Raw genomic sequence first — 23,422 nt, forward strand, 5'->3', positions numbered from 1 at the left:
CCTCGGGGCCACGGACGACGGCCCGCACGATCACGGGAGCGTTTGTTCTACGGCTGGGGGCGAGCTGCAAGCGGATGTACGCGGGCGGCTCGTAGCCGCCCACCTGGTACCAGCGGATGATCACCGTTCCTGGCGATGTCGGCCACTGCTGGCCACATCGCCGTATACCGGGCTGGCCGGTTGTCTCCCCGAACGGTCCTGGGAGACGGGGAACAGTGCGAGCTGGTCGCTTCGGTCCCGGCAGGTCTTGCCACCTTGGTGGGGTGTGCCTGCGGTCCTGGGCGGGCTCGTGTTCCCGCGTGCCCTCGGTACGGTGACGGTCTGGCCGGTAGCTCTCCGCGCGACGATCCTCTGGTCGTGTGCGGTCACACCTGGCCGACGCCGTGTCCCGTGCCCAAGAGCACGTCTGCCGATCGCCACCGAGGCCGCATGGTGGCCGGTGACGATCGTGGTCTTCGATTGCTGTTGAAGCGGCTGCTTCCAGTGTTGGGCGCCCCAGCGGCTGGTGTAGGCGGGGTCGACCGCGATCACGACGAGTCCGGCGTGGTGGGCCATGCCGGACAGCCGCTCGCGGAAGCGTGCGGTGGGCAGTCCGGCGACGGTGCGCCGGAACGCCTTACCGCGCGTGCCCCGGCCCATGGTTTCGCGGCCGATGGCTCGGGCGTCCGTGAAGCCGAGGTTCTCGATCGCCAGACCGGCGCAGCCGTGGAGTCTCGCGAGGCGGATGAGGTCGCTGATCGCCTGCCGGAGGCGTCCGTCGCGTTGGGATGTGGGGCCGGTCAGGTCGGTGGTTACGGTGATCGGCCGGCCGACCGGATTGCCGTGTGCATCGATGACGCAGGTGGCGAGGTGGCCGGCGTTGAGGTCCACGGCGAGGAGACGGACGCCGGTTGCGGCCAGCTCGGCAGAGGTCGGGAGAAGCGCTACCGACGTCGACCAGGAGGCGTCGAGGTACCAGCGCCCGCGTTCCGGGTCGCACACGATGTCGTAGCGCACAGAACGGTTGGCCGTGACCCGGTCCAGCCATTCGCCTTGTCGGTGGTTGAAACTGACGGCGCAGGCGAGCCGATACCGGCCGCGCGGCGCGTTGGCGAGGTGCCTGAGCGGTTCGGGCAGGACGATCGCGACCGTCCCATCGGCCGGGTCCACAGTGATCGTGTAGTTCCCGTAGGGCGCCCCCGACTCCCCGTCAGCGGTCAGGAACATGCGCTGCGCGTCCCAGCGTTCCCGCCACTGGGCCTCGGTGAGCCCGGCGCCGGCGAGGTTGCGCCGGACCTTCGCCATGCGACGGCCGCCGACCACAATCGTCGGATGCCCGGCCTCGATCCGCCGCTCCACCCCCGCCAGCCGCGTCGTGAGGACCTGCAACCGGCACTGCTTCTGCGCCCGCTCGGCCCGGCTCGGATAACCGCGAACACCACCCACACGCCGACCACAGGGCACGGCCAGACGCTGACTGATCTTCGTGATGACCCGACGCAGCGAGGTTCGCTCATCGAAGAGGCAGCGCAGGGAGAGCTGGTACTGGTCCTCCGACATGCGGGTCATCGCGCCCGCCCAGCGGGACGACGACACCCTCGTCAGCGCACGTTTGCGATCTGCCCGCCCGTTCTCCTTCACCGGCACTCTGCCGATGCGGACACGCTCAGCCAGATCAGCACGGGCATAGCGGCCCAGATGCCCGCCGACCATCCGCAGAACCTCTGCATCGGCGACGGTCAGCCGCAACCGATCCCGGATACGTGCACCCGCAGGAGCCGACACCGCGAACGGGGCGGCCAGCGTCCGCAGCTCACGCTTCCGCCGACCCCCACCACGTACCATCAGCCGCCCCCTCTCCATCCCCCACAACGGCACTGACGCTCTCCAACGAGACTGACGTGTTCACCAAGACCGCAGGCCGACAGGGCCCCACGTTCACCCGTATGAGCTACTCGATGAACAACCACGACCAACAATCGAATCAACAGCTGGCTACCCGCCAAGTCCACGAGCTTGCCGCAGAATTCGGCATCGGCCCCGGCGGCCCTGAACCGGCCCGCCGGATCGTCGTACCGGAGCGGCCGGACGGGCCCGCGCCCACGCCCGGGGCGACCCAGCTCAGCCTGCTCTGAGCACCCGTACGACCGTACGACCGACTGAAGGGTCATCACATCGGGCCAATCGGGGCCCCAATCCCCCTTTCCGAGCGCAGGTTCCGGGACGATTCCGCCCAGAACCCTCGGCTGGGAGGCCCCATGCTGCATCCGATGCTGCACCCGATGAAGAACAAGCCCGGTCCCGCCCTGAGGCGCGCCGCCGTCCTGCTGGCGGTGTCCACCCTCGCCGCCGCCCTGGCGAGCCCGGTCACGGCCGCGGCCCCGGCAGCGGCGGCGCCCGCTCCGGCCGCCGAAGCGCTCAAGTGGTCCGGCTGCGCGACCTCCCGCTACCCGACGCTCCAGTGCGCCTCCCTCAAGGTCCCCCTCGACCACGACAGCCCGGCCGGCCGGCAGATCTCCCTCGCCCTGACCCGGGTCCCCCACACGGCCGCCCGCTCCCAGGGCCCGCTGCTGGTCAACCCCGGCGGGCCCGGCGGCAGCGGACGCACCCTGGCCGGGTTCATCGCCTCCGCGCTGCCCAAGGAGGTCGCGGGCCAGTACGACGTCATCGGCTTCGACCCCCGCGGCGTCGGCAAGAGCGAGCCCGCCCTGGACTGCGGCGCGGGCCACTTCACCCCCGTACGGCCCGACTCCGTACCGCGCGACGAGGAGACCGAGCGGGCCAACCTGGAGCGGGTGAAGGCCTTCGCCGAGTCCTGCCAGACCAAGCACGCCGACGTACTCCCGTACATCGGCACGGTGTCGGCGGCCCGTGACATCGAAGTGCTGCGCACCGCCCTGCGCGCGGACAAGCTGAGCTACTTCGGCTACTCCTACGGCACCTACCTGGGCGCGGTGTACGCCAAGCTCCACCCCGACCGCGTGCACCGCCTGGTCCTGGACTCCGTCGTCGACCCGGCCGGGGTCTGGTACGAGGACAACCTCGCCCAGGACCAGGCCTTCGACTCCCGCCACAAGGCCTTCCTGGCCTGGGTGGCCCAGTACGACTCCACGTACCACCTGGGCACCGACCCGGCCGAGGTCGAGTCCCGCTGGTACGAGATGCGGACCGCGCTGCGCACCGCCCCGGCGGGCGCCAAGGTGGGCCCGGCGGAGCTGGAGGACACCTTCATGCCGGGCGGCTACTTCAACGGCTACTGGCCCCACCTCGCGACGGCCTTCGCCGCGTACTCCGTGGACGGTGACCCGAAGCCGCTGGTCTCCGCGTACGAGAAGTTCGGCGCGGTGGAGCCCTCGGCGAGCAACAGCTACAGCGTCTACACGGCCGTGCAGTGCCGGGACTCGGCGTGGCCCAGGAACTGGAACCAGTGGCGGGCCGACATGTGGCGCACGCACGCCAAGGCGCCCTTCATGACCTGGAACAACGCCTGGTACAACGCCCCGTGCGCGTTCTGGCCGACCGAGCCGCTCCAGGCCCCGGACGTCACCAACTCGGCGCTCCCGCAGGCGCTCCTCTTCCAGGCGACCGAGGACGCGGCGACCCCGTACGAGGGCGCGGTGAGCATGCGGCGCAAGCTCGCGGGCTCGGCGCTGGTGGTCGAGGAGGGCGGCGGCAACCACGGCATCGCCCTGAGCGGCAACAAGTGCCTCGACGAGAAGCTGTCCGCCTACCTGCTGACGGGCAAGGCCGCGGACGCCGTCTGCCCCGCCCAGCCGGCCCCCACCCCGATCCCGGCGACCCGCGCGGTCCCGCCGTCGGCGGGCGGTGCGGCGCTCCACGGGCTGCTGGGCTTCCGGGGCTAGGTCGTCTCTTTCGGATCTTGTCGGTCAGGTCCGCGTCGTCCGGTGCCGTGCCTCGGCGCGCTGCCGGGGCTCCCGCGTACTGGACGTACTCGGGTGCCCCGGCAGCGCGGCGAGGTGCGGTGCCGGACGGCGCGGACCCGGCAAGCTCCGAAAGAGACGGCCTAGGCCGTCTCTTTCGGAGCTTGTCGGTCAGGCCCGCGCCACAGCGGGCAAGATCGTGCCCATGAGCACCTCACAGGACAACCACCTCACCCGCGTCGCCGCTCCCGAGGGCGTGGCCCCGGGCACCGGCTACAACCACGTCGTCTGGGGCACCGGGCGGTTCGTCGCCGTGTCCGGGCAGTGCGCCTTCGACGAGAAGGGCGAGGTGGTCGGCGAGGGCGACGCCGCCGCCCAGGCCCGGCAGGTGTTCGAGAACCTGCGGCTGTGCCTGGCGGCGGCCGGGGCCACCTTCGACGACGTGGTGAAGCTGACGTACTTCGTCACGGACGTCGCCCACCTCCCCGCGGTACGGGAGGCCCGTGACGAGCTGATCGCCCCGGACCGCCTCCCGGCCTCCTCGGCGGTCCAGGTGGCGGCGCTGTTCCGGCCCGAACTGCTGATGGAGATCGAGGCCTTCGCCGTGCTCCCCGAGCGGACCGGGACCGGGTCGGGGTCCGCGGCCGAGGAGACCGGGTTCCGGACCGGATCCGGAGCCGGTTTCGGCACCGGGTTCAAGACCGGCTTCGGTCGCTGAGGTCCAGCCCCCGCAGGGCCGCCGTCGCCGCCACCGCCAGCCGGGGGTGCGACTGGGCCCGGGTCAGGACCTCCCGGGCGCGCTGGTCCGCCAGCGCGCCCAGCCCCTCCACACAGGCCAGGGCCACCCGCCAGTACGGGTCGTGCGGCGCGAGCAGCCGCGACAGCGTGCGGATCAGTGCCGGGGCTGACTCCGGGGCGCGCAGCGCCGCCAGCAGCCGGACCGGGTGCAGGGCGTAGGCCGTGCGCAGTTCGTTCGTGGCCAGCGCCGCCGCCGCGCGGGCGGTGCGCGGGTCCCCGAGGACGGCCAGCGCCTGCGCGGCGGCCTCGCAGCGCGGCGGGTCCCGGTGGTTCAGCAGCAGCACCAGGGCCTCGAAGGCGCGCCGGTCGCCGGCCAGCCCCAGCCGGTACGCGGCCAGTTCGCGGGCCCACAGCGGCAGCCCGGCGGAGGTCAGGGAGGCCGCCAGCCCGTCCGGGTCCGCCGCGAGCAGCGCCTCGTACTCCGGTGCCTGCGCGGCTTCCGCCCGCAGGCGCTCCAACACGTCGTTCACCCGGCCACCCTAGGGGGCCCCGTCGGCCGCCGGGGCCGGGTTCCCCGACACGCGTGACCGCCCCGCGGGCGGGCCTTCGAACAGCCGGTTGATCGATGATCGATGATCGGTACATTTGGGCGGTACAGGTCACATCTGCGCGCTCTGGCGGACCAGTTGGCGACGGGCTACTGTCCCTACAACACGTACGAGGGCGGCCTGGTGACGCAGCCACCTCGTGCCAGTCGGTTCTGCACGACTTCTGCACCACCTCACGGCGTGACCCCGGGACAGGGCTCCGCCGCTTGCGCCCCACGGGCTTCTCACTGCCGGGTTCCCCGGTTCCTCAGGGTTCCCCCTGTTCCGCCGCGATCCCCGGTTTCCCGGGGAGCCCCGGGCTTCTCCGCACGGCTTCCGCACGGTTCTCCGCATGCCCTTCGGCTCGGAGTCTCCGTACGGACGTCCGTACGGCCTCCGCGCGCGCCGTGCGCCGCGTGCTCCCCTCAGTCGTCACCCTCTTCCACTGGAGTCCCGCGATGGACCTTCCGTCCACGTCCGGTCAGCCCTCCCCCTCCTCCCAGCCCGCCCGCCCGGCCCTGCAGACCATCGCCGTCGTCGGTCTCGGCACGATGGGCTCCGGCATCGCCGAGGTCCTCGCCCGGGCCGGCCGCGAGGTCATCGGCATCGACGTCAGCGAGGCCGCCGCCCGCAGGGCCACCGCGGCCCTCGCGGCGGCCACCGCCCGCTCCGTGGTGCGCGAGCAGCTCACCGAGCAGGAGCGCGAGGCGGTGCTCGCCCGCTTCCGCACCTTCTCCGAGCTGGGCGCCGCCGCCGACGCCGACCTCGTCATCGAGGTGGTCCCCGAGTCCTACGAGCTCAAGCAGCGGATCTTCCGCGAGCTCGACGCGATCGTCCGGCCCACCGCGATCCTGGCCACCGGCACCAACGCCCTGTCGGTGACGCGGATGGCCGCCGAGTCCCAGCACCCGGAGCGCGTGGTCGGCCTGCACTTCTTCAACCCGGTCCCGGCGATGAAGCTGGTCGAGGTCGTCTCCAGCGTGCTGACGGCCCCGCCGGCCGTCGAGGCGGTCACCGCGCTGGCGCGCGAGCTCGGCAAGGAGCCCGTCGCGGTCGGCGACCGCCCGGGCTTCGTCGCCGACGGCCTGCTGTTCGGCTACCTCAACCAGGCCGCCGCCATGTACGAGGCCAAGTACGCCTCCCGCGAGGACATCGACGCGGCGATGAAGCTGGGCTGCGGCCTGCCGATGGGCCCGCTCGCGCTGCTCGACCTGATCGGCGTGGACACCGCCCGCACGGTCCTGGAGGCCATGTACACCTCCTCGGGCGACCGGCTGCACGCCCCGGCCCCGATCCTCGGCCACCTCGCCGAGGCGGGCCTGACCGGGCAGAAGTCCGGGCGCGGCTTCTACACGTACGAGGCTCCGGGCAGCCAGGTCGTCGTGCGTGACCTGCAGACCCCGCCGGACGGGGAGCTGGTCCGGGCGAGCCGTCCGGTGAACTCGGTCGGCGTGGCCGGCTCGGGCACGATGGCGAGCGGCATCGCGCAGGTCTTCGCGCAGGCCGGCTTCCCCGTGGTGCTGGCGGCCCGCAGCCAGAAGAAGGCGGACGCGGCGAAGGCCGCGATCGGGAAGTCGCTGGCCCGCGCGGTGGACCGGGGCCGGCTGACGGCCGAGGCCGCCGCCGCCACCGTCGACCGGATCACGGCGGCGGGCTCGCTGGACGCCTTCGCCGACGTGGACCTGGCCGTGGAGGCCGTCGCCGAGGACCTGGAGGTGAAGCAGGAGCTGTTCCGGGCGCTGGACAAGGCCTGCAAGCCCGGTGCGGTGCTCGCCACCACGACCTCCTCGCTCCCCGTGATCGCGATCGCCCGCGCGACCTCGCGGCCCGAGGACGTGATCGGCATGCACTTCTTCAACCCGGCCCCGGCGATGAAGCTGGTCGAGGTGGTCCGGACCGTCCTGACCGCCGACGACGTGCACGCCACGGTCCGCGGGATCTGCCGGCAGGTCCGCAAGCACCCGGTGGACTGCGGGGACCGGGCCGGCTTCATCGTGAACGCGCTGCTGTTCCCGTACCTCAACAACGCGATCAAGATGGTCGACCAGCACTACGCGGGCATCGACGACATCGACGCGGCGATGAAGCTGGGCGGCGGCTACCCGATGGGGCCCTTCGAGCTCCTCGACGTCGTCGGCCTGGACGTGTCGCTGGCCATCGAGCAGGTCCTGCACAAGGAGTTCCGCGACCCGGGCCTGGCCCCGTCCCCGCTGCTGGAGCACCTGGTCGCGGCGGGCTGCCTGGGCCGGAAGACCGGCCGCGGATTCCGTGAGTACGCCCCCCGCCGGTAATCCGCGGCAGGCGCAGGAGCCCCAAGAGCAGGATGCGTGGGGAGGGCTGCTCGGGTCCGCCGGACCCTCACGGCGGACGAACCCTCCCGAAGAGCACTGTGTGCCCAGTGCCGGCCCTCCCCCGCATCCCTTCCCGTCCCACCCCCCTCGGGAGCGCTCTCCCGCGCGAATGAAGTACTTTCGCTCTATGTCCCAGCCCGCCAAGACCTCACCCCGCGCCTCCGCGGTCTCCGATGCCCCGGAGACCCCGGCCGGTACCAAGGCGGCCGCGCAGCGGCTCAAGATGCGCCGCGAGCTCGCGGCGGCCGCCATGGAGCTCTTCGCGAACAAGGGGTACGAGGCCACGACGGTCGACGAGATCGCCTCGGTGGCCGGGGTCGCGCGCCGGACCTTCTTCCGGCACTTCCGGTCCAAGGAAGAGGCGATCTTCCCGGACCACGACGACACCCTGACCCGCGCCGAGGCCGTCCTCGACGTGGCCCCGGCGCACGAGCACCCGCTCGACACGGTGTGCCGGGGGATCAAGGAAGTCATGAAGATGTACGCGGCCTCGCCGGCGGTGTCGGTGGAGCGCTACCGGCTCACCCGCGAGGTGCCGGCGCTGCGGGAGCGGGAGATCGCCTCGGTCGCCCGCTACGAGCGGCTGTTCACCCGCTACCTGCTCGCCCATTTCGACGAGACCGACCACCACGACGGCAACGACGACCCGCTGCTGGCGGAGGTCGCCGCCTCGGCGGTGGTCACGGCCCACAACCACGTGCTGCGGCGCTGGCTGCGGGCGGGCGGTCAGGGCGACGTGGAGGCCCAGCTGGACCACGCCTTCTCGATCGTGCGCAAGACCTTCGGTTCCGGGATCGGCGCGGGGCGCACGCTGAGCACGGCTCCGCCGCCGGCGCCGGAGCCCGCCGCCGCGCCCGCCACGGTGCGCACGCAGGGCGAGGTGCTGGTCGCGGTGGCCCGTACGGACGCCCCGCTGGACGAGGTCATGCGGACCATCGAAGAGGCGCTCAGAAACAAGTAGGCGACAACAGGACGCGACACAGGTCACAGCGGCCGCTCCCCTTCCGGGGGCGGCCGCTTTCGTTTGTCCGAGTTGCCCCTACTCGCGGGTAACTCTGATCGATCATCGCTCATCCGTGCAGGTCAATCGGCAAATGAGAGAAAGTTTTGGCACGCGGTGCCTTGCTGAGTGACACGGGGTGCCATACGTTGAATCTCGTCCGGATGTCCCCGCGGTCCAGCCCACTCGGCACGGAACGCGCCCCGGATGCCTGCGTCACCAGGCCCCCGCACCGCCCCACCACAGGCAACGCGCAGCTCCACCCCAGCCGAATCGACGGCGCCCGAGCAGCACCGCTCACCACACCGCTTCGCCATTCCACGCAACCCGTTTCCCTCAGCGCACCCTCATCAGCGCACGGCCGGAGGCAACACCGTGAAGGACATCCTGGACGCGATCCAGTCACAGGCCGCGACGGCCGCCGACTTCGCTGCCCTGCCGCTCCCCGACTCGTACCGCGCGATCACCGTGCACAAGGACGAGACGGAGATGTTCGCCGGGCTCACCACCCGTGAGAAGGACCCCCGCAAGTCCCTGCACCTCGACGAGGTCCCGCTCCCCGAGCTGGGCCCGGGCGAGGCCCTGGTGGCCGTCATGGCCTCCTCGGTCAACTACAACTCCGTGTGGACCTCGATCTTCGAGCCGGTGTCCACCTTCAGCTTCCTGGAGCGCTACGGGCGCCTCTCGGAGCTCACCAAGCGCCACGACCTGCCGTACCACATCATCGGTTCGGACCTCGCGGGCGTCGTGCTGCGCACCGGTCCCGGCGTGAACGCCTGGAAGCCGGGCGACGAGGTCGTCGCCCACTGCCTGTCGGTCGAGCTGGAGTCCTCCGACGGCCACAACGACACGATGCTCGACCCCGAGCAGCGCATCTGGGGCTTCGAGACCAACTTCGGCGGCCTGGCTGAGATCGCGCTGGTCAAGTCGAACCAGCTGATGCCCAAGCCCGACCACCTCAGCTGGGAGGAGGCCGCCTCCCCCGGCCTGGTCAACTCCACCGCGTACCGCCAGCTGGTCTCGCGCAACGGCGCCGGCATGAAGCAGGGCGACAACGTCCTGATCTGGGGCGCCAGCGGCGGGCTCGGCTCGTACGCCACCCAGTTCGCGCTGGCCGGCGGCGCCAACCCGATCTGCGTGGTCTCCTCCCCGGAGAAGGCCGACATCTGCCGGGCGATGGGCGCCACCGCGGTCATCGACCGCAACGCCGAGGGCTACAAGTTCTGGAAGGACGAGCACACCCAGGACCCGAAGGAGTGGAAGCGCCTCGGCAAGCGCATCCGCGAGCTGACCGGCGGCGAGGACGTGGACATCGTCTTCGAGCACCCGGGCCGCGAGACCTTCGGCGCCTCCGTGTACGTCACCCGCAAGGGCGGCACGATCGTCACCTGCGCCTCGACCTCGGGCTACAACCACGAGTACGACAACCGGTACCTGTGGATGTCCCTGAAGAAGATCGTCGGCTCGCACTTCGCGAACTACCGCGAGGCCTGGGAGGCCAACCGGCTGGTCGCCAAGGGCAAGATCCACCCCACGCTCTCGCGGGTCTACTCCCTGGAGGAGACCGGCCAGGCCGCCTACGACGTCCACCGCAACCTCCACCAGGGCAAGGTCGGCGTGCTCTGCCTGTCCCCCGAGGAAGGCCTCGGCGTCCGGGACCACGAGATGCGCGCGACGCACCTCGACGCGATCAACCGCTTCCGCAACATCTGAGACCCCTCAAAGGCCAAAGGGACAGCCTGAGATGACAGAGCGCCAGAAGGACCGTCCGTGGCTCATGCGGACGTACGCCGGCCACTCCACGGCCGAGGCGTCCAACGAGCTGTACCGCCGCAACCTCGCCAAGGGCCAGACCGGCCTGTCGGTCGCGTTCGACCTGCCGACGCAGACCGGCTACGACCCCGACCACATCCTCGCCCGCGGCGAGGTCGGCCGGGTCGGGGTCCCGGTCTCCCACCTGGGCGACATGCGGCGGCTGTTCCAGGACATCCCCCTGGAACAGATGAACACCTCGATGACGATCAACGCCACCGCCATGTGGCTGCTGGCGCTCTACCAGGTGGCCGCCGAGGAGCAGGGCGCGGACATCGCCCAGCTCCAGGGCACCACCCAGAACGACATCGTCAAGGAGTACCTCTCGCGCGGGACGCACGTCTTCCCGCCCGGGCCCTCGCTCCGCCTGACGACGGACATGATCGCGTACACGGTCAACCACATCCCCAAGTGGAACCCGATCAACATCTGCAGCTACCACCTGCAGGAGGCCGGGGCCACCCCCGTCCAGGAGATCTCGTACGCGATGTCCACGGCCATCGCGGTCCTGGACTCGGTGCGCGACTCGGGCCAGGTCCCGCCGGAGCGGTTCGGCGAGGTCGTCGCCCGGATCTCCTTCTTCGTGAACGCGGGCGTCCGCTTCATCGAGGAGATGTGCAAGATGCGCGCCTTCGGCCGCATCTGGGACCAGGTCACCCGCGAGCGCTACGGCATCGAGAACGGCAAGCAGCGCCGCTTCCGCTACGGGGTCCAGGTCAACTCCCTGGGCCTGACGGAGGCGCAGCCGGAGAACAACGTCCAGCGGATCGTCCTGGAGATGCTCGCGGTCACCCTCTCCAAGGACGCCCGCGCCCGCGCGGTGCAGCTGCCCGCCTGGAACGAGGCGCTGGGCCTGCCCCGGCCCTGGGACCAGCAGTGGTCGCTGCGCATCCAGCAGGTCCTGGCCCACGAGAGCGACCTGCTGGAGTACGAGGACATCTTCGCCGGCTCGCACGTGATCGAGGCCAAGGTCGAGTCCCTGGTGGCCGAGTGCCTGGCCGAGATCGACCGGATCCAGGAGATGGGCGGCGCGATGGCGGCCGTCGAGTCCGGGTACCTCAAGGGCGAGCTGGTCTCCTCGCACGCCGCGCGGCGGGCCCGGATCGAGGACGGCCAGGACAAGATCGTCGGCGTCAACTGCTTCCAGCAGACCGAGGAGAACCCCCTCACCGCCGACCTGGACGGCGCCATCATGACGGTGGACGGGGCCCTGGAGGCCCAGACCGTCGAGCGCATCGGCCGCTGGAAGGCCGAGCGCCAGGAGTCCTCGGACCGGCAGGGCGGCGGCGACCCGTTCGTCTTCCCCACGGCTCGGCAGGCCCTGGACCGTCTGAAGGAGGCCGCCGCCGGGGACGAGAACCTGATGGAGGCCACCCTGGAGTGCGCCCGCGCCGGTGTCACCACCGGCGAGTGGTCGAGCGCGCTGCGCGAGGTGTTCGGCGAGTTCCGGGCTCCGACCGGGGTCTCCTCGGCCCCGGTGGCCGTGACCGCCGAGGAGGGGACCCCCATGGCCCTCGTCCGCGCGAAGGTCTCCCGTACCGCCGACGAGCTGGGCTCCGGCCGGCTGCGCCTGCTGGTCGGCAAGCCCGGCCTCGACGGACACTCCAACGGCGCCGAGCAGATCGCCGTACGGGCCCGCGACGCCGGCTTCGAGGTGGTCTACCAGGGCATCCGGCTGACCCCCGAGGAGATTTCCTCGGCGGCGCTGGCCGAGGACGTGCACTGCGTGGGACTGTCCATCCTGTCCGGCTCGCACAGCGCGCTCGTCCCTGACGTGCTGGAACGCCTGCGCGCCGCGGGGGCGGGTGACATCCCCGTCGTCCTCGGGGGCATCATTCCGAATGCCGACGCCGTGGCGCTCAAGGAGGCCGGGGTGGCGGCGGTCTTCACCCCGAAGGACTTCGGCATCACGGAGATCATCGGCAAAATCGTCGACGAGATCCGCAGGGCCAACAAGCTCCACCCGCTCGGCGACGCCGACGAGATCATCGACACTGACACCCTTGCAAGCACGGAGGTCCCCGCATGACCACGCCCTCTTCCCCGGTCAACCGGCTGCGGCCGCGCCGCTCCTGCCTCGCGGTGCCGGGTTCCAACCCCCGGTTCCTGGAGAAGGCCCAGGGCCTCCCGGCCGACCAGGTCTTCCTGGACCTGGAGGACGCCTGCGCCCCGCTCGCCAAGGAGGGCGCCCGCCACACGATCGTGGACGCGCTGAACCAGGGCGACTGGACCGGCAAGACCCGCGTGGTGCGCGTCAACGACTGGACCACGCACTGGACGTACCGCGACGTGATCACGGTCGTCGAGGGCGCCGGCCAGAACCTCGACTGCATCATGCTGCCGAAGGTCCAGGACGCCCAGCAGGTCGTGGCGCTGGACCTCCTGCTGACGCAGATCGAGAAGACGATGGGCTTCGAGGTCGGCAAGATCGGCATCGAGGCGCAGATCGAGAACGCCAAGGGCCTGGTGAACGTCGACGAGATCGCCGGCGCCTCGCCGCGGCTGGAGACCATCATCTTCGGGCCGGCCGACTTCATGGCCTCGATCAACATGAAGTCCCTGGTCGTGGGCATGCAGCCGCCCGGCTACGGCGCGGACGCCTACCACTACATCCTGATGCGGATCCTGATGGCGGCCCGCATGCACGACCTCCAGGCGATCGACGGCCCCTTCCTCCAGATCAAGAACGTCGACGGCTACCGCGAGGTCGCCGGGCGCGCCGCGGCCCTGGGCTTCGACGGCAAGTGGGTGCTGCACCCCGGCCAGGTCGACGCGGCCAACGAGGTCTTCTCCCCCTCCCAGGAGGACTACGACCACGCCGAGCTGATCCTCGACGCGTACGACTGGTGCACCTCCGAGGCCGGCGGCAAGAAGGGCTCGGCGATGCTCGGCGACGAGATGATCGACGAGGCCAGCCGCAAGATGGCACTGGTCATCTCGGGCAAGGGCCGCGCCGCCGGCATGCAGCGCACCACCAAGTTCGAGATCCCGGAGGGCTAGGCACCATGCAGTTCGGACGCACCTACGAAGAGTTCGAGATCGGCGCGGTCTACAAGCACTGGCCCGGGAAGACGGTCACCGAGTACGACGACCACCTCTTCTGCCTGCTGACCATGAACCACCACCCGCTCCACATGGACAGCAACTACGCGGAGAACACGACCGACTTCGGCAAGAACGTGGTCGTGGGCAACTACATCTACTCCCTGCTGCTGGGCATGTCGGTGCCGGACGTCTCCGGCAAGGCCATCGCCAACCTGGAGATCGAGTCGCTGCGTCACGTGGCGCCGACCTTCCACGGCGACACGATCTACGGCGAGACCACGGTCCTCGACAAGACCCCGTCGAAGTCGAAGAACGACCGCGGCATCGTCTACGTGGAGACCAAGGGCTACAAGCAGGACGGCACCCTCGTCTGCGTCTTCCGGCGCAAGGTGATGGTCCCGACCGAGACGTACATCAAGGAGCGCGGCGGCGAGCAGCCCGGCCGCCCCACGCTGAAGGAACAGGGGAAGTAGAACCATGAGCCGACTTGCCCAGACCGCCGGCCTGACGGACGACCAGAGGGACATCCTCAAGACCGTCCGGGAGTTCGTCGACAAGGAGATCATCCCGGTCGCGACGGAGCTCGAGCACCGCGACGAGTACCCGCAGCAGATCGTCGACGGCCTCAAGGAGCTCGGCCTCTTCGGTCTGATGATTCCGGAGGAGTACGGCGGCCTGGGTGAGTCGCTCCTCACCTACGCGCTGTGCGTCGAGGAGATCGCGCGCGGCTGGATGTCCGTCTCGGGCATCATCAACACGCACTTCATCGTGGCGTACATGCTCAAGCAGCACGGCACCCAGGAGCAGAAGGAGTACTTCCTTCCGCGGATGGCGCTGGGCGAGGTGCGCGGGGCGTTCTCGATGTCCGAGCCGGGGCTCGGCTCCGATGTGTCGGCCATCACCTCCAAGGCGGTGAAGGACGGTGACGAGTACGTCCTGAACGGCCAGAAGATGTGGCTGACGAACGGCGGCACGTCCACGCTGGTGGCCGTTCTGGTGCGCAGTGACGAAGGACACCCGGAGGGCACCGCCCCCCACAAGTCGATGACGACCTTCTTGATCGAGAAGGAGGCCGGCTTCGGTGAGGTCCGGCCCGGCCTGACCATCCCCGGCAAGATCGACAAGATGGGCTACAAGGGGGTCGACACCACCGAGCTCATCATGGACGGACTGCGCATTCCGGCCAATCGGGTCCTGGGCGGGGCGACCGGCCGAGGGTTTTACCAAATGATGGACGGGGTCGAGGTCGGCCGCGTCAACGTGGCGGCCCGTGGTTGCGGCGTCGCACAGCGTGCGTTCGAGCTGGGTGTCTCGTATGCCCAACAACGTCACACTTTCGGCAAGGCCATCGCCGAGCACCAGGCGATCCAGTTCAAGCTGGCCGAGATGGCTACCAAGGTCGAAGCCGCCCATGCGATGATGGTCAATGCAGCACGCAAAAAGGACTCCGGGGAACGAAACGACCTCGAAGCAGGGATGGCGAAGTACCTCGCCTCCGAGTACTGCAAGGAGGTGGTGGAGGACGCGTTCCGTATCCACGGTGGCTACGGCTTCTCGAAGGAGTACGAGATCGAGCGCCTCTACCGAGAGGCACCCATGCTGCTCATCGGTGAAGGTACCGCCGAGATCCAGAAAATGATCATCGGGCGACGCCTGCTCGAGGAGTACCGGCTCCAGGGGTGAAAGTCCCTTTTGCGGTAAATCATCCAGTGGTTTTCCGCGAAAGGGTCACTAGCAGTCACTGGCTCACGGTCATCGACTCGGCTTCTGGCTTGCCCAGTTGTTGCGTGCAACCGATAGCATTCCAGTAAAGCCGCCGTCCCGTCCCCCCGTTTGCGGCGCGGCATCACCCGCTACGAAGGTCATCCATGCCCCACAGCCAAACCTCTGCACCTCGCGTCGGCCTCCTCGGTGGACGCCTCGCGCGCGGAGCATCGCCGTGGCTTCTGCCGACCGTCGCCACCGCCGCCATCAGCCTCGTCCGGGCCCGCAAGTCCGGACGCTGGGCGGCCGTGGCCGTGCCCACCACCGCGCTCGCGGCGGGCATGCTGTGGTTCTTCCGCGACCCCGAGCGTGAGATCACGCAGGGTCGGGTCATCTCCCCCGCCGACGGTGTGGTGCAGAGCATCATGCCGTGGAAGGACGGGCGGACCCGCGTCGCGATCTTCATGAGCCCCCTGAACGTCCACGTCAACCGGGCACCCCTCGCGGGCACGGTGACGTCCGTGGAGCACGTCCCCGGTGGATTCGTTCCGGCGTTCAACAAGGAGAGCGAGAACAACGAGCGCGTCGTCTGGCACTTCGACACCGAGCTCGGCGACATCGAGATGGTGCAGATCGCCGGCGCCGTCGCCCGTCGCATCGTCCCGTACCTGCCGGCCGGCACCAAGGTGGAGCAGGGCGAACGCATCGGTCTGATCCGCTTCGGCTCCCGCGTCGACATCTACCTCCCCGAGGGCGTCGAGGTCGCGGTCGAGGTCGGACAGGCCACCACCGCGGGGGTGACCCGAATTGACCGTGACTGAACCTGAAACTCCGGCGAACCTGTCGACGCCCGCCTCCGGCTGGGTGCCGGAGGCCGCCGAGGAGGAGTCCACCGAGGACGACATGCCGCTCTCGCTGCGGCTGTCGATAGCGGACACCCTGACCCTCGGCAACGCGACGTGCGGATTCATGGCGGTGTACTTCACCACCACCGGGATCCTCATCCCGCACCTCACCGGCAGCGGCGAGTCGGGCATGGCCCGCAGCAGCGCGGCCACGGCCGTGATACTGATGCTGCTCGCCGCGGTCTTCGACCTCTTCGACGGCATCGTGGCCCGCAAGCTGCGCAGCTCGCCGATGGGCGCGGAGCTGGACAACCTGTCCGACCTGATCAGCTTCGGCCTGGCTCCGGCCTACTTCGTCCTCGTCTACGGCATGGTCGCCGACGACGCGGTGCAGAAGATGTCGGCGCTGGCGGCGATCGTCGTCCTGCTGGCCGTCGTCCTGCGCCTCGCGAGATTCAGCTGCGTGGCGATGAAGGACGGCATGTTCCAGGGCATGCCGAGCCCCTTCGGTGCGCTGACGGTCGTCTCGATCGTGCTGCTGGAGCTGCCGTTCATCCCGACCCTGCTGGCGATCGTCGGCGTGGCCTGGCTGATGGTGAGCCGGGTCGAGTACCCCAAGCCGCGGGGTGTCCTCGCGGTGGCGATGCTCAGCTGGATCGTCGCGGCGATGGGCCTGCTGGCCGCGTGGGCGTTCGACGCGCCGGGCGGCGGGCTGCTGCTCCAGACCGGCTGCGCGCTGCAGATCGCTCTGGCGGCGACCATCCCGCTGTTCGCGACGACCCGTCGCGCGAACACGTTCCGCCACAACCGCCGCGAGGCCCGGGCCACCCAGGCCCCGTAGCCACGGCTGTACGCGTACGAGAGGGCCCCCGGCCGCCACGAGGCAGCCGGGGGCCCTCCCGCATGCGCGGGGCCGCCTGCACCCCGGTGCGGGGCCCGGAGGCCCCTGCGGGGCGGAGTTCCCCTACCCGCCCTTCGCCCGTTCCCTGGGGCTCCGCCCCAGACCCCGCGCCTCAAACGCCGGCGAGGCTGGATGTATCCAGCCCGTCCGGCGTTTGAGGACCGGGTCCGGGCAGAGCCCGGGGAACGGGCGAAGGGCGGGTAGGGGACTTCGCCCGCGCAGCGGCGCAGTCGCAGCCGCGGTCCCGCCGGGCAGCGGTGGTCCGGGGCCGGGAGCCCGGGAGAAGGCGCGGGTCGCGCATAGGCTTGGTGTCGGAAAACCGCCAGCCCGGGACCCGGCCGGCCGGGAGGATGGAGCCATGTACACCGACACCGAGCGTTGCGTGCGGGCGGTCCAGTCGAAGGACGCCCGCTTCGACGGCTGGTTCTTCACCGCCGTGAGGACCACCGGCATCTACTGCCGCCCCAGCTGCCCCGCCGTACCGCCCAAGGTCGAGAACATGACCTTCCTGCCCAGCGCCGCCGCCTGCCAGCAGGGCGGGTTCCGGGCCTGCAAGCGGTGCCGGCCCGACACCTCCCCCGGCTCCCCCGAGTGGAACGCCCGCGCGGACGCCGTCGCCCGCGCCATGCGCCTCATCCAGGACGGGGTCGTCGACCGGGAGGGCGTCCCGGGGCTGGCCTCCCGGCTCGGATACTCCGCCCGCCAGGTGGAGCGCCAGCTGGGCGCCGAGCTCGGCGCCGGGCCCCTCGCCCTGGCCCGGGCCCAGCGCGCGCAGACCGCCCGGCTGCTGATCGAGACCTCGGGACTGCCGATGGGCGACATCGCCTTCGCCGCCGGGTTCTCCTCGATCCGGACCTTCAACGACACCGTCCGCGAGGTCTTCGCCTTGGCCCCGAGCGAGCTCCGGGCCAAGGCGGCCGGCCGGGAGGCCGTCCGGGGCGCCGCGTCCGCCCAGGTGCCCGGCACCATCAGCCTGCGGCTCCCCTTCCGCGCCCCGCTCAACCCCGACAACCTCTTCGGCCACCTCGCCGCGACCGCCGTCCCCGGGGTCGAGGAGTGGCGGGACGGCGCCTACCGCCGCACGCTGCGGCTCCCGTACGGCACCGGTGTCGTCGCCCTCACCCCGCAGCCCGACCACATCGGCTGCCGGCTCGCCCTCACCGACCTGCGTGACCTGACCATCGCCATCAGCCGCTGCCGGCGGCTCCTGGACCTCGACGCGGACCCCGAGGCCGTCGACGAGCAGCTGAGCGCCGACCCACTGCTGGCCCCGCTCGTGGCCAAGGCTCCCGGCCGCCGGGTGCCCCGTACCGTCGACGCGGAGGAGTTCGCCGTACGGGCGGTCCTCGGGCAGCAGGTGTCCACGGCGGCGGCCCGTACGCACGCGGCCCGCCTGGTACGCGCCCTCGGCGAGCCGGTGGCCGACCCCAGTGGCGGGCTGACGCACCTGTTCCCGAACCCGCAGGCCCTGGCCGGACTGGACCCGGAGTCCCTCGCCATGCCGCGCAGCCGGCGGACCACCTTCACCACGCTCGTCTCGGCCCTGGCCGACGGTTCGCTCCCGCTCGGCATCGACAGCGACTGGGAGGCGGCCCGCGCACAGCTGGGGGCGCTGCCCGGCTTCGGGCCGTGGACCACCGAGATCATCGCGATGCGGGCCCTGGGCGACCCGGACGCCTTCATCCCCTCCGACCTGGGGATCCGGCGGGCCGCGCAGGGGCTCGGGCTGCCCTCCACGCCCGCGGCGCTGACGGCCCGCGCTGCGCGGTGGCGGCCCTGGCGCGCGTACGCCGTGCAGTACCTGTGGGCCACCGAGGACCACGCGATCAACATCCTGCCCGCCTGACTTCCCCGCCCGACGTCCGAGGAGCACCGACCACCATGAGCATCAGCACGAGCACCGCGAACAGCACCAAGCAGCACACCGTCGTGGACAGCCCCTACGGGCCGCTCACCCTCGTCGCCGCCGACGGGGTCCTGTGCGGCCTCTACATGACCGAGCAGCGCCACCGCCCGGCCGAGGAGACCTTCGGGGAGCGCGTCGCAGCCGGCGAGGACCCCTTCCCGGAGGTGGTGCGGCAGCTGACCGCGTACTTCGCCGGGGAACTCACCACCTTCGACCTGCCGGTCCGGCTGGAGGGCACCGAGTTCCAGCGCAGCGTGTGGGAGCAGCTCGTACGGATCCCCTACGGGCAGACCTGGTCCTACGGGGAGCTGGCCGTCAAGCTCGGCAAGCCCAACGCCTCGCGGGCGGTGGGGCTGGCCAACGGGAAGAACCCGGTCGGCATCATCGTGCCGTGCCACCGCGTCATCGGGTCGTCCGGCTCCATGACCGGCTACGGCGGCGGCATCGACCGCAAGGTCCGGCTGCTGGCCTTCGAGTCCGGGGCCGACCAGCTCTAGACGATCGTTTCCAACCGGTACACCTGAAGGGCTCACGGCATGCCCAGTGACCGCCTCATGCGCATCCAGAGCACCGAGTTCCAGGAGATGGCCGAGCGGGTCCTGCGCGTCACCGGGCTCACCTCCCGCCTGAACGTCCTGCCCTTCGAGGACGAAGCGGGCAAGGCGGAGCTGTTCGAGCAGATCCTCGGCAAGCCACTGCCGCCGAGGGTCACGATCTATCCGCCCTTCTACACGGACCACGGCCTGCACCTCGAACTCGCCGAGCGTGTGTTCATCAACCAGAACTGCACGTTCCTGGACTACGCCGGCATCCGGCTCGGCGAGCGCGTGATGGTCGGCCCGAAGGTCACGTTCATCACCAGCGGCCACCCGGTCGACCCCGAGGAGCGGCGGCTGTACCTCACGGGCGCGCCCATCGACGTGGCGGAGAACGTGTGGATCGGTGCCGGTGCCACGATTCTGCCCGGCGTCAGCATCGGCCGTGACGCCGTGATCGCCGCCGGCGCCGTCGTGGCCGACGACGTTCCGCCGGCGAGTCTGGTGACCGGCGGCAAGGGCACCGTGCACCGCCAGTGGTGACGGCCTCTCCGGGGCCGCGCCCGGGCCGCGGTCCGGCTCAGGCCCGCGGTGCGACCGCTTCGAGGTCCGCGACGGTGCCCGACATGACGGCACGGATGTGGCGGGTGAGGTGTTCCGCCGGCCAGTCCCACCAGGCGAGGGCGAGCAGGCGGGCGATCTCCCCGTCGGTGTGGCGGGTGCGGATGAGGGTGGCCGGGTTGCCGCCGACGATCCCGTAGTCGGGGACGTCGTCCACGACGACGGCGCCGGCCGCGACGATCGCTCCGTGCCCGATGCGCACCCCGGGCATGACCATGGCCCCGTAGCCGAACCAGACGTCGTTGCCGACGACGGTGTCGCCCCGGCCGGGCAGGCCCGCGAGCAGGTCGGAGTGCTCGGACCAGGAGCCGCCCATGATGGGGAACGGGAACGTCGAGGGGCCGTCCATGCGGTGGTTGGCGCCGTTCATGACGAACCGCACCCCGGTGCCCAGCGCGCAGAACTTCCCGATGACCAGCTTCTCCGGCCCGTAGTGGTAGAGCACGTTGCGGGTCTCGAAGGCGGTGGGGTCGTCCGGGTCGTCGTAGTAGGAGTACTCCCCCACCTCGATCAGCGGCGAGGTGACCAGCGGCTTCAGCAGGACCACGCGCGGCTGCCCGGGAATCGGGTGGAGCACGGTCGGGTCCGCGGGGAGGGCGTTCACGGCTAGATGACCACCAGCGGGACCAGCAGCGCGAAGGCGGCGCCGGCCTCGACCGCGTAGCCGTACAGGGACGGGTGCTGGACGGGGGCGGCGAGCAGGACCACGCTCTGCTGGGCGGCGGCCGCCCCCACCCAGTCGGCGTCGGCTCCGAGGCCGCCCTGGTACCAGCCTTCACAGGCACCGGGGCCGGTGACGGCGAGGACGTCGTCCTCGCGGCGGTAGAAGGCCTGCCAGCCCTCGGCCGGGACGGACCAGGCCTCGAAGTCGGTGAACTGGGCCCAGCCGCCGTCACGGATCGCGGTGTCGAACATCCAGACCGGCACCCCGTCGGGAGTGACCTCGCCGCTCTCCTGCTGGTCGGTGGTGAAGTGGACCATGGGCAGCGCGTCGGGCCCGTCGGCGGTGCTGGGCCAGGCGTACATCGTGATCATCTGCTGAATTCTGTCCTGCTCGGTGTAGGCACGGAATAACGAGCGGAAGGGGCTAGGGCCTGTCGTCAAACTCCCGTCGTCGCCGGAGGCAGACGGGAGTTTGACGACAGGCCCTAGGAGGCCTGTGGCCGGCGGCCGTTCTCCAGCTCGGCGGCGCCCTCGCCGGACCGCAGGACGCGGTACGCCTCCTCGGTGCGCAGGCCCAGGGATCCGAGCAGATGGTCCGTCAGCTCCGCGGGCTCCACCAGCCGCCACGAGAGCAGCTCCTCTTCCTGGAGCTTGATGGAGGCGAGCTGCGCGGCGTCGAGCACGCCGCCGTCGTAGAGGTAGGCGACGAGCGGGGGCCGGTCCGGGCCCGTCGACCAGTCGACGGCGAGCAGCCGGCCGAGCGGTACGTCGATGCCGATCTCCTCGGCGCTCTCCCGGCGGGCGGCCGTCCGCGGGGACTCCCCCGTGTCCGACTCGATGGTCCCGCCCGGCAGGGCCCAGCCCTCCCGGTAGTTGGGCTCGACGAGCAGCACCCGGCCCTGCTCGTCCCGGAAGAGCGCAGCGGCGCCGGCCAGCACCCGGGGCAGGCTTGCGATGTAGGTGGCGTAGTCATCCGTGGTGGTCACTGCGCCACCCTACCCAGCCGCCCCGGGCCCTCGGTGATCATGCTTCCGGGGTGGACCCTCCGCCGGCCGCGCCGCCGGGTCCGTCCTCGCGGTCGCGGTTCCTCGACTCCGCGACGCGGCGCAGGCGGGGGTGGCGGGCCGGACCCTGCTCGGTGATGGCGTCGCCGACCATGGCCTTGACCGCGTCCCGCAGTCCGTGCAGGGCGTGGTGGCGGACGGGTCCCGCGCCCGGGTCCTCCCGCAGCTCCTTCACCAGCGCCCAGCACAGGAGCAGCATCACGACCACGAACGGCAGCGCGACCAGGATCGTGGCCGTCTGGAGGGACTTCAGGCCGCCCGCGACGAGGAGCACGGCGGCCACGGAGGCCATCAGCACGCCCCAGGTGACCACGAGCCAGGTCGGCGGGTGCAGGGAGCCGCGGCTGGTGAGGGAGCCCATGACGAGGGAGGCGGAGTCGGCGCTGGTGACGAAGTACGTCATCACCAGGAGCATCGCGATCCACGAGGTGACCGTGCCGAGCGGAAGCGCGTCGAGCATCGCGAAGAGCGAGGCCTCCGTGCCCTCCTTGGCCTTGGCTGCCATGTCGGCGACGCCGGTGGAGTCGAGGCGGATCGCGGTGCCGCCCATGACGCAGAACCAGACGACGGTGGCTCCGCTGGGGACCAGGAGCACGCCGATGAGGAACTCGCGGATGGTGCGGCCGCGCGAGATGCGGGCGATGAAGGTGCCGACGAAGGGCGCCCAGGAGAGCCACCACGCCCAGTAGAAGATCGTCCACGCGCCGAGCCATTCGCTGTCGGTGAAGGCGCCGGTGCGGGTGGCCATCGGGAGCAGTTCGTGCAGGTAGCTGCCGACGCTCGCCGGGATCACGTCGAGGATGTAGACGGTCGGGCCGAGGACGAAGACGAAGGTCATCAGGGCCGCGGCGAGCACGATGTTGATCGTGCTGAGCCATTTGACGCCCTTGTGCAGACCGGAGAAGGCGGAGAGCACGAAGGCGGCGGACAGGGATCCGATGATGATCAGCTCGACGGTGGTCGAGTCCTCGATCCCCGTCGTGATGTTGAGCCCCTTGGCGACCTGGAGGGCGCCGAGGCCGAGGCTGGTGGCGGTGCCGAAGACGGTCGCGAAGACGGCGAGCAGGTCGATGGCCTTGCCGGGCCAGCCGTTGGCCCGCTCCTCGCCCATGAGGGGGACGAAGGCGGAGCTGAGGCGGTTGCCGCGGCCCTTGCGGAAGGTCGCGTAGGCGAGGGCCAGGCCGGCGATGCCGTAGATCGCCCAGGGGGTGAGGGTCCAGTGGAAGAAGGAGTAGTCGAGCGAGGCACGGGCCGCGTCGCCGGTGCCGGGGGCGGCTCCCGAGGCCGGGGGCGGGTTCAGGTAGTGGGTGAGCGGCTCGCCCACCCCGTAGAACATCAGCCCGATGCCCATGCCCGCGCTGAACATCATCGCGATCCACGCGAGGTTCGTGAACTCCGGCTCCGAGTCGTCCTTGCCGAGGCGGATCCGGCCGAAGCGGCTGATCGCGAGCACGACGCACATGACGAGGAACACATCGGCGGCGATCACGAAGAGCCACGCGAAGTTGCTCAGCACCCAGGCCAGCGCGGTGCCCGAGGCCGAGTCGAAGGAACTCTTGCCCAGCGCGGCCCAGGCGACCACGGCCAGGACGGAGATCACTCCGATGGTGACGACGGTGTGGTCGGGGGTGCCGTCAGTGCCTCCGACCGGCCCTTCGGACCCGCCACCTGGGGAATCCGGACGTGGCTGTTCCAGTGAATCCGTGCTCATGCGGCCACACTATGCAGGCGTATATCCCTATTTAGGGGTATGCCGCGCCGGGTGTGGCCCAGGCCACCCATGGGCATA

General features: G+C 70.8%; 21 protein-coding genes. 15 read left to right on the forward strand and 6 right to left on the reverse strand.

The features are described from left to right. Nucleotides 1-120 precede the first annotated feature (120 nt). A complete protein-coding gene (locus ACODT5_RS10170; RefSeq protein ID WP_422518845.1) occupies nucleotides 121-1,728 on the reverse strand; it encodes a hypothetical protein in 1,608 nt (535 codons plus the stop codon). A gap of 152 nt (nucleotides 1,729-1,880) precedes the next feature. Between ACODT5_RS10170 and ACODT5_RS10175 the strand changes: the two genes are divergently transcribed. The 3 genes from ACODT5_RS10175 to ACODT5_RS10185 all read left to right on the forward strand — a co-directional run bounded on the left by ACODT5_RS10175 (nucleotide 1,881) and on the right by ACODT5_RS10185 (nucleotide 4,578). Beyond that, a complete protein-coding gene (locus tag ACODT5_RS10175; RefSeq protein WP_422518846.1) occupies nucleotides 1,881-2,114 on the forward strand; it encodes a hypothetical protein in 234 nt (77 codons plus the stop codon). Nucleotides 2,115-2,237: 123 nt separating this feature from the next. Next, nucleotides 2,238-3,842 (forward strand): alpha/beta hydrolase, encoded by a 1,605-nt coding sequence (locus tag ACODT5_RS10180; protein ID WP_422518847.1) that lies wholly within the window; start codon nucleotides 2,238-2,240, stop codon nucleotides 3,840-3,842. 223 nt (nucleotides 3,843-4,065) lie between these two features. Then, nucleotides 4,066-4,578, forward strand: a complete 513-nt coding sequence (locus ACODT5_RS10185) for a RidA family protein (protein ID WP_422518848.1) — start codon at nucleotides 4,066-4,068, stop codon at nucleotides 4,576-4,578. Here ACODT5_RS10185 and ACODT5_RS10190 read toward each other — a convergent pair. Continuing rightward, the gene (locus tag ACODT5_RS10190; protein ID WP_422518849.1) at nucleotides 4,556-5,128 is read right to left on the reverse strand and encodes a HEAT repeat domain-containing protein; all 573 of its coding nucleotides are present in this window, start codon (nucleotides 5,126-5,128) and stop codon (nucleotides 4,556-4,558) included. The genes ACODT5_RS10185 and ACODT5_RS10190 overlap by 23 nt on opposite strands. A 515-nt stretch (nucleotides 5,129-5,643) precedes the next feature. Here ACODT5_RS10190 and ACODT5_RS10195 point away from each other — a divergent pair. From ACODT5_RS10195 to ACODT5_RS10250, 12 genes are all read left to right on the forward strand, one after another. Next, nucleotides 5,644-7,476: a 3-hydroxyacyl-CoA dehydrogenase family protein gene (locus ACODT5_RS10195; RefSeq protein ID WP_422518850.1), complete on the forward strand. Its 1,833-nt coding sequence runs from the start codon at nucleotides 5,644-5,646 to the stop codon at nucleotides 7,474-7,476. 187 nt (nucleotides 7,477-7,663) lie between these two features. Beyond that, nucleotides 7,664-8,497: a TetR family transcriptional regulator gene (locus ACODT5_RS10200; RefSeq protein ID WP_422518851.1), complete on the forward strand. Its 834-nt coding sequence runs from the start codon at nucleotides 7,664-7,666 to the stop codon at nucleotides 8,495-8,497. A 414-nt stretch (nucleotides 8,498-8,911) separates the two neighbouring features. Then, nucleotides 8,912-10,249: a crotonyl-CoA carboxylase/reductase gene (gene ccrA / locus ACODT5_RS10205; RefSeq protein ID WP_422518852.1), complete on the forward strand. Its 1,338-nt coding sequence runs from the start codon at nucleotides 8,912-8,914 to the stop codon at nucleotides 10,247-10,249. A 31-nt stretch (nucleotides 10,250-10,280) separates the two neighbouring features. Next, nucleotides 10,281-12,377, forward strand: a complete 2,097-nt coding sequence (locus tag ACODT5_RS10210) for a protein meaA (protein WP_422518853.1) — start codon at nucleotides 10,281-10,283, stop codon at nucleotides 12,375-12,377. Further along, nucleotides 12,374-13,348, forward strand: a complete 975-nt coding sequence (locus tag ACODT5_RS10215; RefSeq protein ID WP_422518854.1) for an HpcH/HpaI aldolase/citrate lyase family protein — start codon at nucleotides 12,374-12,376, stop codon at nucleotides 13,346-13,348. Before ACODT5_RS10210 ends, ACODT5_RS10215 begins: the two co-directional genes overlap by 4 nt. A 5-nt stretch (nucleotides 13,349-13,353) precedes the next feature. Beyond that, nucleotides 13,354-13,866 (forward strand): MaoC family dehydratase, encoded by a 513-nt coding sequence (locus ACODT5_RS10220; protein WP_053681718.1) that lies wholly within the window; start codon nucleotides 13,354-13,356, stop codon nucleotides 13,864-13,866. 4 nt (nucleotides 13,867-13,870) lie between these two features. After that, nucleotides 13,871-15,076 (forward strand): acyl-CoA dehydrogenase family protein, encoded by a 1,206-nt coding sequence (locus ACODT5_RS10225; RefSeq protein WP_422518855.1) that lies wholly within the window; start codon nucleotides 13,871-13,873, stop codon nucleotides 15,074-15,076. A gap of 185 nt (nucleotides 15,077-15,261) precedes the next feature. Continuing rightward, a complete protein-coding gene (locus ACODT5_RS10230) occupies nucleotides 15,262-15,918 on the forward strand; it encodes a phosphatidylserine decarboxylase (RefSeq protein ID WP_385367471.1) in 657 nt (218 codons plus the stop codon). Between the two features lie 82 nt (nucleotides 15,919-16,000). After that, entirely contained in the window at nucleotides 16,001-16,783 is a 783-nt protein-coding gene (pssA, locus tag ACODT5_RS10235) for a CDP-diacylglycerol--serine O-phosphatidyltransferase (RefSeq protein ID WP_266912559.1), read from the forward strand. Nucleotides 16,784-17,201: 418 nt separating this feature from the next. Next, a complete protein-coding gene (locus tag ACODT5_RS10240; RefSeq protein ID WP_422518856.1) occupies nucleotides 17,202-18,689 on the forward strand; it encodes an AlkA N-terminal domain-containing protein in 1,488 nt (495 codons plus the stop codon). A gap of 35 nt (nucleotides 18,690-18,724) precedes the next feature. After that, nucleotides 18,725-19,246 carry a methylated-DNA--[protein]-cysteine S-methyltransferase gene (locus ACODT5_RS10245; protein ID WP_422518857.1) on the forward strand — a complete coding sequence of 174 codons (522 nt, stop codon included), beginning with the start codon at nucleotides 18,725-18,727 and terminating at the stop codon, nucleotides 19,244-19,246. Nucleotides 19,247-19,285: 39 nt separating this feature from the next. Then, nucleotides 19,286-19,828 (forward strand): DapH/DapD/GlmU-related protein, encoded by a 543-nt coding sequence (locus ACODT5_RS10250; RefSeq protein WP_422518858.1) that lies wholly within the window; start codon nucleotides 19,286-19,288, stop codon nucleotides 19,826-19,828. A gap of 37 nt (nucleotides 19,829-19,865) precedes the next feature. Here the strand turns inward: ACODT5_RS10250 and ACODT5_RS10255 are convergent, their stop codons facing one another. From ACODT5_RS10255 to ACODT5_RS10270, 4 genes are all read right to left on the reverse strand, one after another. Continuing rightward, nucleotides 19,866-20,510 (reverse strand): CatB-related O-acetyltransferase, encoded by a 645-nt coding sequence (locus ACODT5_RS10255; protein ID WP_422518859.1) that lies wholly within the window; start codon nucleotides 20,508-20,510, stop codon nucleotides 19,866-19,868. 2 nt (nucleotides 20,511-20,512) lie between these two features. Beyond that, nucleotides 20,513-20,941 (reverse strand): hypothetical protein, encoded by a 429-nt coding sequence (locus ACODT5_RS10260; RefSeq protein WP_422518860.1) that lies wholly within the window; start codon nucleotides 20,939-20,941, stop codon nucleotides 20,513-20,515. A 113-nt stretch (nucleotides 20,942-21,054) separates the two neighbouring features. Next, entirely contained in the window at nucleotides 21,055-21,555 is a 501-nt protein-coding gene (locus ACODT5_RS10265; protein ID WP_422518861.1) for an NUDIX domain-containing protein, read from the reverse strand. A 37-nt stretch (nucleotides 21,556-21,592) separates the two neighbouring features. Continuing rightward, nucleotides 21,593-23,344 carry a BCCT family transporter gene (locus ACODT5_RS10270; RefSeq protein ID WP_422518862.1) on the reverse strand — a complete coding sequence of 584 codons (1,752 nt, stop codon included), beginning with the start codon at nucleotides 23,342-23,344 and terminating at the stop codon, nucleotides 21,593-21,595. Between the last annotated feature and the right edge of the window lie 78 nt (nucleotides 23,345-23,422).

The sequence above is a fragment of the Streptomyces tatrensis genome (assembly GCF_049310065.1).
Classification (GTDB): Bacteria; Actinomycetota; Actinomycetes; order Streptomycetales; family Streptomycetaceae; genus Streptomyces.